This window comes from Nonomuraea sp. NPDC049141, assembly GCF_040648415.1.
In the GTDB taxonomy this organism is placed as follows: domain Bacteria; phylum Actinomycetota; class Actinomycetes; order Streptosporangiales; family Streptosporangiaceae; genus Nonomuraea.
Map to the genome: position 1 here is coordinate 153146 of NZ_JBEZDR010000015.1, position 12783 is coordinate 165928.

Sequence of the window (12783 nt, forward strand, 5' to 3'; positions counted from 1 at the left end):
ACGGCCTCACTCGTCCACGGCACGCCGGTTGGCGCGCAGGTAGAAGATGGCGAACACCAGGGAGATCGCGATCAGGATGTTGCCGAGCGCGGCACCCTGACCGAAGTCGAACTGCTGGAACGACAGGTGGTACGACTGCGTCGCGATGGTCTGGCTGGCATTGGCCGGGCCGCCGCCGGTCAGCGCCAGGATCACGTCCAGCACCTTGATCGTGTAGACCACGCCGAGCACCAGCACGACGCTCACGACCGGGCGCAGCAACGGCCAGGTCACATACCGGAAGCGCTGCCAGCCGCCCGCCCCGTCCAGCGCGGCCGCCTCGTACAGGTCCTCCGGGATGTCCTGGAGCCCGCCGTACAGGATGGTCAGGTTGAACGGGATGCCGATCCAGATGTTCACCATGATCACCGCCACCAGGGCCAGTGAGGTGCTGGTCAGCCAGCCGGGGTGGTCGCTGGCCACCCCGACGGCGGCCAGGAACCGGTTGAGCGCGCCGTTGTCCTTGTCGAGGATCCACCGCCAGACCGCGCCGGAGGCGATCAGCGGGATCAGCCACGGCAGCAGCAGCAACGACCGGAGCACACCGTTGAGCGGGAAGCGGCGCCGGAAGAACATCGCCAGGGCCAGCCCGATGACGAACTGCGCGGCGATAGAGCCGGCGGTGAACAGGACGGTGTTCAGCATGGCCTTGCCGAACACCGGGGACGACACCACCGCGGCGTAGTTGGCGAACCCGACCCACGGCGCCTCGCCGGTGTAGAAGGTGCTCGTCGAGTACTCCTGGAAGGCCATCACGAAGTTCTTGACGATCGGGTAGCCGAAGAACGCCACCATGTAGATCACGGCCGGAGCCAGGAACAGCACCTGCGCGGCACGGTTCTGGAAGCGGTGCGACTGCCAGAAGCGGGGTCCGGCTACCGCCACGGTCGCCGGCGGTGGACTTGTCTGACGTACCATCGTGGACTGTTGTGGGGGCTCAACCATTCTGGGCCGTTTCCAGGGCCTTTTCCGGTGTGGCCTGGCCGGTCAACGCGGACTGGAAGGCGGTGTAGATCTTCGTGGCCGCCTTCGGCCAGTCCGCGCCGAGTTCGCCGGTGCGCGCCCGCGCGGTCGGGATCTGGTCCACGAAACCGGCCATGTTCGGGTTGCTCGAACTGAACTTCTCCAGCAGCGCCGTCTTGGTGGGGATGGTCTGGGTGCCCTTGGCGAGGCTGAGCTGGTTGTCGTCCGAGTTGAGACAGGCGACGACCTTGGCGGCCTTGGCCTGCCTGTCCTTGTTCCCGGTCTGCGGGACGGCCCACGTCTCACCGCCGAGCGGCGCGACGATCGGTTTGCCCGCGACCGGTGCCGGGATCTGCGCCACCTCGTACTTGACACTCTTGTCCTCGTCCAACGCGGGGAACTGCCACGGCCCGTTGATCGCCATCGCGGCCTTGCCTGCCCGGAACTGGTCGTTGACGTCCGCCTGGGTCCAGTTGAGAGCGGACTTCGACACCGAGCCGTCGTTCATCAGGTCGACCCACAACTGCACCGCCTGCGCGGTCTGCGGCGTCGCGATGTTCTTCTCGTCGCCACCGTTGGACCACATGAACGGCAGGAACTGCCACGTGCCCTCGTAGTTCGCGGGTGCCGAGAACGCCAGCCCGTACGTGCCGCCGGAGGTCAGCTTCTTGGCCGTCGTCCTCAGCTCCGCCCAGGTCGTCGGCGGCTTCACGCCGGCCTTGTCGAGCAGGTCCTTGTTGTAGAACAGCCCGATGGTGTTGGTGATCGGCTGCAGGCCGTAGAGCTTGCCCTTGTACGTCGAGGCGCTGACCACGCCTTCCACGTACCCGTCGGCCTTGAGCCCGAGGTCGTTCAGCGGGGTGAGGGCACCGCTCTGGGCGATCTGCTGCAGATCGGGGTTGTCCAGCATCAGGACGTCCGGAAGGGTCCGCGAGGACGCCTGCTGGAGCACCTTCTGGATCAGGGTCGCGCCGGGCACCGCCTCGCGCTGGATGGTGACACCGGCCTGCTTGCCACAGGCGTCGATGGCCTTCTGCCAGACCGTCTTGCTCGGCTCGTTGTTGTAGTAGTCGAGCACCCGCAGGGTCGAGGAGTCGCCGCCGCTGTTCGAGCCGCCACCGTTCGAGCCGCCACCGCAGGCGGTGAGTGCGAGGGGCAGGGTGAGCATCGAGGCGAGCGCGGCCTGGGCTCGGCGGGAGCGGGGGGAGCGGATCATGTCGTGTCCTTTCGGATACGGAAGGTTTCCGGGCTGGATCAGGTCCGTGTCGATACGTATCGACTGCGGTCATATGGGGATCCGTCGATGCGCATCGACGATGCGTATCGCGGGCTCGTGGCCGACGGTGATCAGTTGGAGGGAGTAGGCATCACGGTCGTACGACGGGTGAGTCGTGGCGCGACCAGGTCAATTGCGGGACGTTCCACCCCGGAACTTGGATCGAGTAACCAGAACAGCGTCTCCATCGCGCGCCGCGAGACGTCGCGCGGTTCCCCGGAGACGTTCGTGTACGGCGGATCGGACTGCTCGGCCTCACGGTCGGTACTGAGTCCGATGAGGGAGAGGTCACGGCCCGGCACGACGTCCCGCTTCCGCAGCGCGTTCAGCAGCGGCACGATCGTGTCGCTGTGCGGCACCACCACTCCGAGCCGCCGACGCCCGCCGGTCCATCGGGCGAGGAGCTGGTCGGCCGCGGCGGCCTCCTGTCCACGTTCGACCGGTTCGATCACCGTCAGCGGAAGGCCGCGCACCTGCGCCTGCCGCCGCGCCGATCGCAGAACGCGACCGACGAAGTTCAGGCCACGCTCGATCGACGAGGACGGATAACCCATCACGACGATCTCGTCATGCCCGGTGCCGGCCAGCTCGTCGACGGCCATCCGGGCCGCCTCCTCGAAGTCGAGGTCGACGCAGTGCAGCCCGGCCGGGTCGGCCGGCACACCGATGAGCACCACCGGAACGGACAGCGCGGCGGCCACCGGAACCCGCTCGTCCTGCTCCTCGATGTCCATCATGATGATCGCGTCGCACAGGGCCCGTCCGGCGAGGCGCCGCAGACCCGCGGAGCCCTCGTCCGCGGTCACGAGCAGAACGTCGTGATCGTGGGCGCGGGCGGAGCTGGTGATGGTCTCGATGAACGGCAGCAACCCGAAGGTATCGCCCCCGATCCCGAACCGCACGACCAGACCGACCACGCGGGTACGACGCCCCGCGAGAGCCCGGGCACCGGAGTGCGGCTCGTAGGTGAGCTGTTCCATCGCGTCAAGGACCCGCCGCCGCGTGCGCTCGGAGATGGGCCGCTTGCCGGTCATCACATAGGACACGGTGCTCTGCGAGACACCGGCGACACGCGCGACGTCCTTGCTGGTGAACGCCGCCATGACACCTCCCTGGAGGACATCGTCGATGCGTATCAATCGCCAGTGCCGATACGCTACGACGGGTGACGTCCGGGTCACAAGACATCTCCCCGCAATATTTCTGGAATCCCGGCGAATCGACAGGGTGGGCGGGAATCGTGGTGGCGAGAGGGCATGTGCCCTGGATCGACGAAGAGTAGACGATCTAGACCTTTGATCCTTGCACCTCGTATGGTCGCCGCATGACGACGGTGCTCTGCGTACCACAGTGGCAAGGTTCGGCATCCAGCAAGGCGCCACAGCTGATGGCCGGTGCTCGCCGCGCCGCCGAACTCGTTCCCGCCGATGCCGTGGCGACCGTGCCGGTGCTTGAGACCGGAGGGGACAAGACGGCCGGGATCCGCGCGTTCGACGTGCTTGTAGAGAACCAGCGACTGACGCGGAAGGCACTGGCCGCCATCGACGACCGAGTGATCACCATCGGCGGCGACTGCGCGGTCGACATCCCGCCTATCGCCACTGCCCACGCCCGCTATGGGAGCGCCTTGACGGTGCTGTGGATCGACGCGCACCCGGACGTCTACAGCCCGCAGACCCTGCCATCTGGCGCCTTCCACGGGATGGTGGTGCGCGCACTGCTCGGAGATGGACCAGCCGCCCTCACACCGGAGCACCCGCTGAGGCCCGAGCAGGTGATCATCGCCGGAGAGCGGGCGGGCGACGTATCCGAGCACGAATACCTCGCGAAGACCGGCCTGCGCAGGTACGGCGTCGACGACCTGGAGCGCGCGTTCGACGGCCTGCGCGGCCCCGTGTACGTACACATCGACCTGGACGTCCTGGAACCGACCGCCTTCAGCGCGACCTGCTACCCGGAGCCGAACGGCGTACAGCCGCAGCGCCTGATCGACCTCGTCTCCCAGGTGGACGACATCATCGGAGCAGCCATCACCGAACACGCGCCATCCAGCGACGACGTCAACCCCGGCGAGGCCGACGTGATCCGCCGACTGGGAGCTGCGCTCACGCACTGACGAGTCGACATGTCCTCGGCCTGCCGGTGTATGCCGTCCAGATCTTGGACCATCCGCCTCGGATGCGTGCGTACAACGAACGGCTGCGTCGCGAGGAGAACCAGTAAGTACGGCTCAACGAGGGACGACCTGCGCCCTGACACCAGGAAGATCGTCAAACGCGGCGGACGAGTCCATCGTGATCACCGTTCTCGCGGCCGTCGCAGCGGTCAGCAGATCGTACGCTCCCCGCTCTCCCCTCTCGCCGGACATGCACCATCAGACGAGCATGAACCCAGGCGATGCCCCTATCCACTCGCGAACGCCTGCACCGTCACCAACGCGTCCTGCTTGCCAGCGACTTCTTTGCTCGCTCCAAAACTTGCGGGTCGTCTTCAAAATATGCAGCATCAAAAGGACTTATGGCCAAGTAGGCATGTGGTTGATTCGCAGAATCCAGTCCCACTAGCGTCGGCCGATTGTCCGCAGAGATATTCCACCCGCGACGCGCTAGAATCTTCACAGCTTCATCAAGCGCATTTCCTTTCTTTGTGGTAGCGACATGGACTACTTGCGTGTTGGTGACTTCGATGTCTCCGCCTGCGTCGCCTTCACTTGTAGTCTCAGCAACCACCTTACCAATGCTGCGCACGTCATCAAGAACCCTCGAATCGACTTGGAATCTCGTGGACCCACATCCCGACAAGAGAAGACAGGAACTTAAAAGAATAAGTGTCAGCACACTGCGCACTCCACCGTTCCATCTGTTTCGAGTTAGTATCATTCTCCGAGCATCCCTTTTTAATTGCACATCCGGCGGTTCGACCTGACGCATGTCCAGCACCTGACAGCCACCCCTCCGAACACCCAGGCATCCTCGAGATAATCTTGTCGAGCTATCGCAATATTCGCATTTGTTGTTTCGAGGGTCCCGCCTCGCATCCACGCTTGGTATTTTCTGGGGCTCAGCGAGGGAAGCTTTCCCTCCGCCGATTCCGCACCTTCACCGTCGCCGGCATCCCGCCGGTCAGCGGGAAGCTGACCTACGCGGTCCACTGGGACGGCGGCGGGAACTTCCGCTGGAGCACGACCTCGGCGACGGTGGCGGTCAAGTACCCGGTTTCGCTAACGCTGACAGGTCCGGCCAGCGCATCCACCGGCACAAGGCTGACATTCAACGGGATAGTGCAGTCGGGTGGCCTGGACTATTCGAGGATCCCCCTCCTGGTAGAGCGGACCGTGACCAACGGCAGCGTCACCACCAAGTTGCCGCGGGTGATCCCTCGCGTCGACGGGTCGTACAGCTTCACCGACAGACCAGTCGGGGTCGGCGACTACTCATACACCGTCCAGTGGGTCGGAAACGACACGAACATCCCCGCGAAGGCGAGCCACAACGTGCGAGTCCAGGGATAGCCCACACCAACGACCGCGACCAACGCCGCTCAGCTTCATCTCCGAGCGGCCTGCGACTCGGTGGTTCGGTGGCGGAAGGAGTGCAGTGGGCCGGGACCTGCACTCGAAGACTCTATCCGCCACCACCGTCACCGAGCCCCTCGACTCCGGCATTCCCGGCTAGTGACAGAGCCGTAGCCGGACCGGCAGACTGTGCCGGTCCATTCCCGATCATGATGAGAGCGCCCATGAAACGCTGGATCACCCTGGTGGCCGTGACCCTGGTCTCCGCCGTGCTGGTCACTCCGCCCGCCCAGGCCGCCGTCGACCCGGTCGCCTCGCTGAAGAAGCAGATCGCCAAGGGTCAGGCGGTGCGGGTGGTGGAGTCGGGCGGCCTGTACCTCGGCCGCGACCAGGACATCTTCCGAGTGGAAAGCCGCGGCGTCCTGATGCTCGGCGGGACGGGTGTGGGCTCGGCCGACATGACCCGTACCCTCCGCCCCGGTTTCCGGATGCGCGACCAGATGAAGACGGGCGCCTGGGACGCGGCGAAGGTGGGGACGGAGTCCAAGCCCAACCGCTCGATCGTGGTGAACGGACAGCTCTATCGGTCAGGCCCGCTGTACGCGCCCGTGCTGCCCGAGGGCAGGACGTGGGCGGCGGGAGGCCGCAGGAGTGCCACCGCAGCGGCGTACGGGGACCAGTTGATCAACGTCTTCGAGCCTGCCACGTTGAAGACGCTGCTGGCCACGGCTTCCAGCAAGCGCCCCCAAACGTACGGATCCGCCCTGAAGGCCACCATGTACCGGGGCACGATCACCTTCCGTCAACTGCACGCGGTCTCTCCCACCTTCCGCGCCCTGATCGGCACCCGGTCCCTGGCCCGGGTCGCCGCAACGAAGATCAGCTGGATGCTGCACATCGACGATGGCCAAGGCCGGGCCCTCACCCTGAGCACCGGCTGGCCCGTCTCCGGCGGTCGCCGGGCGGGGGTCTTCTCCCAGTACCCCGGCCGGGATCACCCGAGAACTCTGGGCATGCGCGTCTCGACGCCGCGTCCCGCACAGGTGGCGCCGGAATCGTCGCTGACGGGGACGCTGCCCCGTCCCAGTGCCCTGCTCGACTTGACCTTCTCTTCGGGCGCGTAGGCAGCGGGCCGAGCCTGCGGCGCACCCCTTTTCACCACTGACGCCGGCATCCGCGTGATCACAGCGCTCACGCCAGCTCCAGCCGCGAGCGTGGTACAGACGATTTCGATCCTCGCTGTCGCCGCCTCTTAAGCGGCGGCAGTACCAGAAATCGAGGCAACCATGAGGAAGGCAACGGGCGTGTTCCTGGCGCTCATCACCCTCTGCTCTTGCGGTAGCCAGGGTGAGTACACCGTGGATACGCCTGTTGACCAGGTGAGCCTTTCCCAGGAAGGCACCGTTCTGACTGCGGAGGTCATGGGTGTGGCAGGGGATCCGGGGGGCACTCCCTGCACGAAAGTCGGTCGGGCCGAAGCGGTGGAGACACCAACCACCGTTACTGTTCGAGTTGATCTGACGCACTGCGCTGACGGCCCTGCGGGCACCCCCATAGCGGGTGCCGGCTGGAGCCACACGGTAGATATCCCGCTCAAGTCCGCGCTCGGAAAGAGGACCGTCCAAAACACGAAGGGCCACCGTCTCAGGGTCAAACGCCCGAAGTGACGGATTCTCGCCGGACAATCCGGGCGGTCGGCGAGACCCCTGACGCACCGTTGTCAGTTCTACAGCCCCAAAATCGGGGCTGGTCAGGAGCCGCACCAGGCTGGCTGGTCTGGTCCGGTCGGTGGCCATCTGGCCAGTCAGTGGTCAGGCCCGGCAGGTGGCCGGGCTGGCGGGGGCCCGTTGGTGGTCGGAGCAGGTGGGAGCGGTTGGGCGTGGGGCTGCGGGATGAGGTGCGCAGATCAGGCCGCTGTTTCATGGTCTTCGTCGAGGATGTTGATCAGGGGGATCAGCCAGCCCGCGTGGACAGGGCCCATCGCGGTGTCCAGTTCGGCTGGGGTGGGGAGGCGGTCGAGCAGGGTGGCCGGGGACAGGAGTTGCTGGAGGGCGTGCATGAGGAGATTGGCCATCGAGTAGGTCGGGTCGGTGGTCAGGGCGCGTTCGAGGGCGATGGTGGCCAGGACGCTGTCGCCGGTGCGCCAGGAGGCCATGGCGAGCAACGACGCCACCGGTGGGATGAAGCGTGGTTCCAGGCGGCGGGTGAGGTCTCTCCAGAGGGTTGCGTGGGTATCACCGGCGAGGGTCCACGCTTCGTCGCGGATTCTGATCACCGCCAGGTCCAGGCCGAGTCTCGCCGCTTCCACGTCGTCCAGGCGGCCGCCGGCGGCGTGGGTGGCCAGGGCGGCGCGGACTCTGATGATGCCCCGGGCGACGAACTGCTGGGCGAACGCGTTCACGTCCGTGGTCTCCATCAGTCTGGTGCGCAGGTCGGCGACGGCCTCCGCTGTGGCGCGGCGTATCGCGACCCGGACGGGGCCGGTGATGGGGGCGATGGTGCGTTCCAGGCTCTGGCGGTTGGGGAGGGCTACCAGGCCGTGGACGGTCGCCTCGGCGGCGATCTGGGTGGTCGTGGGGTCATACGGGGTGCCCTCGGGTGGGCAGCAGTGCGGGGTGTCGCAGATGTAGGACCAGTAGCGGCCGTCTTCTGCTCGTAGTGCCTCGTCCACGCCGACGCCTGACCTGGCGGCCAGGTGGCGAGCCTCGTCCACGGCGGGAGTGACCCGGTCTCCGGGGCCGTAGCCGATCACGATGATGCGGGTGATGGCCTCCCGCTCGAACAGCGCGGCCAGCGGGTCGAGCGTGCCCGGTGGGAAGGGCAGGGGCCAGCGGGTCGCCACCTTGGCCTGGCCGTGGGCGAGGCCGAGCACGATCAGGCTGTCAACCGGGTGGAAGCCCACGAGATAGGGCACGGCGGCCAGGACGTCGGTGGGGCTGGTCAGGGTCAGGCAGGGCTCGGAGGCGTTGGTCGTCATGAGGCATGAGGGTGCCTGGGCGGAGGGGGTCCGGGACGCGCCGAACCGCGTTCTGGGGATGGCGGGGTGAAGGTGAAGCAGGGTTGTGGATAACCATCGGCTCGGAACGACAGGTCAGGCAGTGGTCGTCGGGACCAGGCGGTTGCGGACGAGCAAGGCCGCCCCCGCCACCGCCGCCGGCATCGCGATGACCGCCACGAACGGCACCAGGAACAGCAGGAACACCACCACCCCGAACCCCAACGCCCCCGCCTTGTTCCCCCGCAACAGCGCGAACCGCTCCTTCCGCGCCATCCCCCGCCGCTCCAACGCCAGCGTCGTCAGCTCCACCGTCAGGAAGAACCCGGAGACCATGGCCCCCAGCACCGGCGCCACCGTCTGCCCGACCACCGGCACGAACCCCAGGAAGAACAGCGGCACGGTGAAGAGCAGCACATACCCCAACGTCACCAGACTGTCCCGCAGAGACCGGGGCAAGGTCCGCCACCACGGCTGCTCCTCCGCCCCCGGCAGCGGATCCACCATGGCGGACAGCTTCTCGTAGAACGGCTCCCCGACCGCCAGCGTGAGCGCCGTGAAGGTCAGCACCGCCAGCGCCAACCCGCCGAGGACCAGCGCGATCGCGATCAGCGTCCGGAAGAGGTCCCGCCACCCCCACGTGTCGGCGAATGGCGTAAGAAATTCCGCCATATCCGTGGCGTTCGTGCCGAGGAAGATCAGCGCCACCACATAAACCGCGAAAGCCAGCAGCGCCGGGATCAGCCCGAACAGCCACCACCGGCCATGCTTGGCGACCCAGCCCACACCCTGCAGGAAGAAGCCAACACCCGCCACGAAGTCGCGCACTGATCGCATGCCCGGCAGGCTAGCGCCAGAATGCGGTCACCGCGTAGCCCAGTTCGTCGAACAGGTTGCGGACGAGCGGCAGTGAGATGCCGAGCACGTTGCCGTGGTCGCCCTCGATGCCGTCGACGAACCAGCCGCCCCGCCCCTCGATGCTGAACGCCCCGGCCAGGCCGAGCGGCTCGCCGGTGTCGGCGTAGGCGGCTATCTCCTGGTCGGACGGCATGCCGAAGTGGATCACGGTGGTGGACACCTCGGCCACCTGCCGGCCGGCGGGTACGTCGATGACGCAGTGGCCGGTCACCAGGCGTCCGGTCCGGCCGCGCATGATCCGCCACCGCTCGGCCACCTCCTCGGCCGTGGCCGGCTTGCCGTACGGCCTGCCGTCGAGCTCGAGGATCGAGTCGCAGCCGATGACCAGTCCCTCGTCGAGCCCGCTCGCGACCGCCGACGCCTTGGCCTTGGCGAGCTCGAGGGAGAGCGCCGCGGGCGAGTAGGCGGAGTATGACTCCTCGTCGACACCGCTGACGATTACCTTGGGGTCGAGTCCGGCGCTGCGGAGCAGGGCCAGCCGGGCGGGGGACGCTGAGGCCAGGACGATCACCGCATCAGCTTACCGTTCACCGATCGAGGTTCGGCTGCCCGGGTCTGTCCATGGTGTCGTCGTCGAAGATGGCGGCGAGAAGAGGTCGCAGCTCGTCGGGCAGCGCGGCGTCCTCCTGTTTCAGGGCGTCGGCGACGGCCTCGGTGCCCATTCTCCCGCGGGTCGCCCGTACGGCCAGCAACGACATGATCATGGGTGCGACCAGTGGCAGCAGCCTCATGATCGAGCGGGACTCGACCGCCAGCAACCGGGACAGTCCCTCGGCCGCCTGCTCGGTGCCCTGCCCACCGAGTACGTGCCCCAGGATGCTCAGCCCGTCACGCGACAGCGACGCCACGTCGCCGTTGAACGGGTCCGCGTCCACATGGTCGTCCAGCGCGCCGCGCAGCGCCTCCGCGCCGTCAGGGTGCGCGGCGTTGCGGGCCAGGCCGCCCACGATCGTTCCGGACACCAACGTGAGAGCGCTGTGGGCCGTGGCGATATCCGTACCGAGCAGCCCGGCGACCTCCTCCAGCCCGGCATCGCCGAGCTCTGAGAGAAGCTCGTCGTTGAGTGTCACACCGGAGACGTGCCCGGCGCGGCCTCTAGCTACGTTCCGGCCTTGTCCAAGGTCCCGGAAAGCCCGGCGGCGGCGTAGGCACTGGCCTCGTCGAGCGTCTCGTGCTCCAGCAGGGCGGCGACGATGGCGTCGAGTTTGTCGCGGTTGTCGCCGAGGACACGCAGCGCGCGTTCGTAGCACTCGTCGACGATCCGCCGCGCCTCCTCGTCCACGGTGGCGAGCATGGCGGGCGACGCCTGCGGGGGCTGGCCGTCGTTCGGCAGGATGGTCAGCGGGCCGACCTTCTCCGACATGCCCCAGCGCCCGACCATGCCGCGGGCGATCATCGTGACCTGCTCCAGGTCGTTCTCGGCGCCGGTGGTGATGACGCCGAACACGACCTGCTCGGCCGCCATGCCGCCGAGCGCGCCGGTGATGCGGCCGCGGAGGTACTGCTCGTCGTAGGCGTAACGGTCGGTGTCGGGCGTGGACAGCGTGACGCCGAGCGCCCGCCCGCGCGGGATGATCGAGATCTTCCTGACCGGGTCGGCGCCCGGCTGCAGCATGCCCAGCAGCGCGTGGCCGGCCTCGTGGAAGGCGGTCCTGGTGCGCTCCTCCTCCGGCATGACGATGCTGCGCGCCGCGCCGAGCTGCAGTTTCTCCAGCGCGTCGGCGAAGTCGGCGATGCCGACCTTCTCCTTGCCGCGCTTGGCGGCGAGCAGCGCGGCCTCGTTGACGAGGTTCGCGAGGTCGGCGCCGGTCATGCCGGGCGTGGTCTTGGCGATCTGGTCGAGGCTGACCTCGCCGTCGAGCGGCACGCTCCTGCTGTGGACGGCCAGGATCGCGGTACGGCCGGCGGCGTCGGGCAGCCCCACCTGGACCGTGCGGTCGAACCGCCCCGGCCGCAGCAGAGCCGGGTCGAGGATCTCGGGCCGGTTCGTGGCCCCGATGACGATGACGCCCTCGACCCCGGAGAAGCCGTCCATCTCCGTGAGGATCTGGTTGAGCGTCTGCTCGCGCTCGTCGTGCCCGCCGATGCCACCGGCACCGCCTCTGGACCGGCCGACGGCGTCGATCTCGTCGATGAACACGATCGAGGGGGCGACCTTGCGCGCCTCCTCGAACAGGTCGCGCACCCGTGACGCGCCCACGCCGACGATCATCTCGATGAACTCCGACGCGCTGGCCGAGAAGAACGGCACGTTCGCCTCACCGGCCACGGCGCGGGCCAGCAGCGTCTTGCCGGTGCCGGGAGGCCCGGCGAGGAGTACGCCCTTGGGCAGCTTGGCGCCGAGCCTGCGGTATTTGTCGGGGTCCTTCAGGTAGTCGACGATCTCGACGAGCTCGTTCTCGACCTCGTCGATGCCCGCCACGTCCTCGAACGTGGCCCGCACCTGCCCCGCCTCGACCGGCTTGGCCGCCTTGGACCTGCCGAGGCCGCCCAGCCCGCCGCCGCCCATCATGCTGGCGCCGCGGCGCATGACCCAGATCCAGAGCCCGGCCAGCAGCAGCACGGGGAGCAGGGAGAGCAGCAGGTTGACGAAGAAGCCGCGCCCGCCGTTGATCGGATCGGCCTTGATGTCGACCCCAGAGGTCTCCAGCTGCTGGTAGAGCTGGTCGTTGTTGGCGAAGGCGGGGATCTCCGTCTTGAACTTCGTGTACGACTTGTTGCCGCTGTCGGGGTCCTTGGCCGCGGCCCGCAGATCGCCCTCGACCGAGAGGCCGGTCGCGTAGATGTCCTTGACGTTCTTCGACGTCACCTGCTTGGTGAACTCGGTGTAGGACACGGTCTCGACGGAGCCGGTGTCGAAGAAGGACGAGACCAGGAAGAACGCCGCGTAGACGACGAGCAGCGTGATGACGAAGCGCCACCAGTTGATCTTCGGGCGGCCGCCGCCGGTCGAGCCGGGCAGCCCTTCCGCGCGCCAGGGCGGCTTGGGCTTCTCCCTGTCAGGCGCCTGCGGCTTACCCGAGCGCTTGTCAGGCGCCTTTGGCTGACCTGAGCGTTCCACGGCGTCACTCCCCCATA

General features: G+C 67.5%; 12 protein-coding genes. 3 read left to right on the forward strand and 9 right to left on the reverse strand.

Going from position 1 to position 12783, the window contains the following annotated elements; translation table 11 throughout:
- Positions 1-6: 6 nt before the first annotated feature.
- The 3 genes from AB0B91_RS39185 to AB0B91_RS39195 form a co-directional block, all read right to left on the reverse strand.
- Positions 7-924 (reverse strand): sugar ABC transporter permease, encoded by a 918-nt coding sequence (locus AB0B91_RS39185; protein WP_358331047.1) that lies wholly within the window; start codon positions 922-924, stop codon positions 7-9.
- 52 nt (positions 925-976) lie between these two features.
- Positions 977-2218 (reverse strand): sugar ABC transporter substrate-binding protein, encoded by a 1242-nt coding sequence (locus tag AB0B91_RS39190; protein ID WP_358331049.1) that lies wholly within the window; start codon positions 2216-2218, stop codon positions 977-979.
- A gap of 131 nt (positions 2219-2349) precedes the next feature.
- Positions 2350-3381, reverse strand: coding sequence for a LacI family DNA-binding transcriptional regulator (locus AB0B91_RS39195; RefSeq protein WP_358331051.1), 1032 nt, complete (start codon positions 3379-3381; stop codon positions 2350-2352).
- A gap of 221 nt (positions 3382-3602) precedes the next feature.
- Here AB0B91_RS39195 and AB0B91_RS39200 point away from each other — a divergent pair, with 221 nt between their 5' ends.
- The gene (locus AB0B91_RS39200) at positions 3603-4394 is read left to right on the forward strand and encodes an arginase family protein (protein WP_358331053.1); all 792 of its coding nucleotides are present in this window, start codon (positions 3603-3605) and stop codon (positions 4392-4394) included.
- Positions 4395-4707: 313 nt separating this feature from the next.
- Here AB0B91_RS39200 and AB0B91_RS39205 read toward each other — a convergent pair whose 3' ends face one another.
- On the reverse strand, positions 4708-5208 hold the full coding sequence (locus AB0B91_RS39205) for a hypothetical protein (protein ID WP_358331056.1): 501 nt from the start codon (positions 5206-5208) through the stop codon (positions 4708-4710).
- A gap of 113 nt (positions 5209-5321) precedes the next feature.
- Between AB0B91_RS39205 and AB0B91_RS39210 the strand changes: the two genes are divergently transcribed.
- Positions 5322-5789, forward strand: coding sequence for a hypothetical protein (locus AB0B91_RS39210; RefSeq protein ID WP_358331058.1), 468 nt, complete (start codon positions 5322-5324; stop codon positions 5787-5789).
- Between the two features lie 227 nt (positions 5790-6016).
- Positions 6017-6916: a hypothetical protein gene (locus AB0B91_RS39215; RefSeq protein ID WP_358331060.1), complete on the forward strand. Its 900-nt coding sequence runs from the start codon at positions 6017-6019 to the stop codon at positions 6914-6916.
- A 782-nt stretch (positions 6917-7698) separates the two neighbouring features.
- On the opposite strand, the gene AB0B91_RS39220 is transcribed toward AB0B91_RS39215, so the two are convergent.
- From AB0B91_RS39220 to ftsH, 5 genes are all read right to left on the reverse strand, one after another.
- Positions 7699-8769, reverse strand: coding sequence for a DUF4192 domain-containing protein (locus tag AB0B91_RS39220; protein WP_358331063.1), 1071 nt, complete (start codon positions 8767-8769; stop codon positions 7699-7701).
- Between the two features lie 114 nt (positions 8770-8883).
- A complete protein-coding gene (locus tag AB0B91_RS39225) occupies positions 8884-9624 on the reverse strand; it encodes an EI24 domain-containing protein (RefSeq protein ID WP_358331066.1) in 741 nt (246 codons plus the stop codon).
- 10 nt (positions 9625-9634) lie between these two features.
- A complete protein-coding gene (locus AB0B91_RS39230; protein WP_358331069.1) occupies positions 9635-10216 on the reverse strand; it encodes a nucleoside triphosphate pyrophosphatase in 582 nt (193 codons plus the stop codon).
- A 16-nt stretch (positions 10217-10232) separates the two neighbouring features.
- Positions 10233-10775 (reverse strand): DUF937 domain-containing protein, encoded by a 543-nt coding sequence (locus AB0B91_RS39235; RefSeq protein ID WP_358331072.1) that lies wholly within the window; start codon positions 10773-10775, stop codon positions 10233-10235.
- Between the two features lie 29 nt (positions 10776-10804).
- Positions 10805-12766: an ATP-dependent zinc metalloprotease FtsH gene (gene ftsH / locus AB0B91_RS39240; RefSeq protein WP_358331075.1), complete on the reverse strand. Its 1962-nt coding sequence runs from the start codon at positions 12764-12766 to the stop codon at positions 10805-10807.
- Positions 12767-12783: the final 17 nt, after the last annotated feature.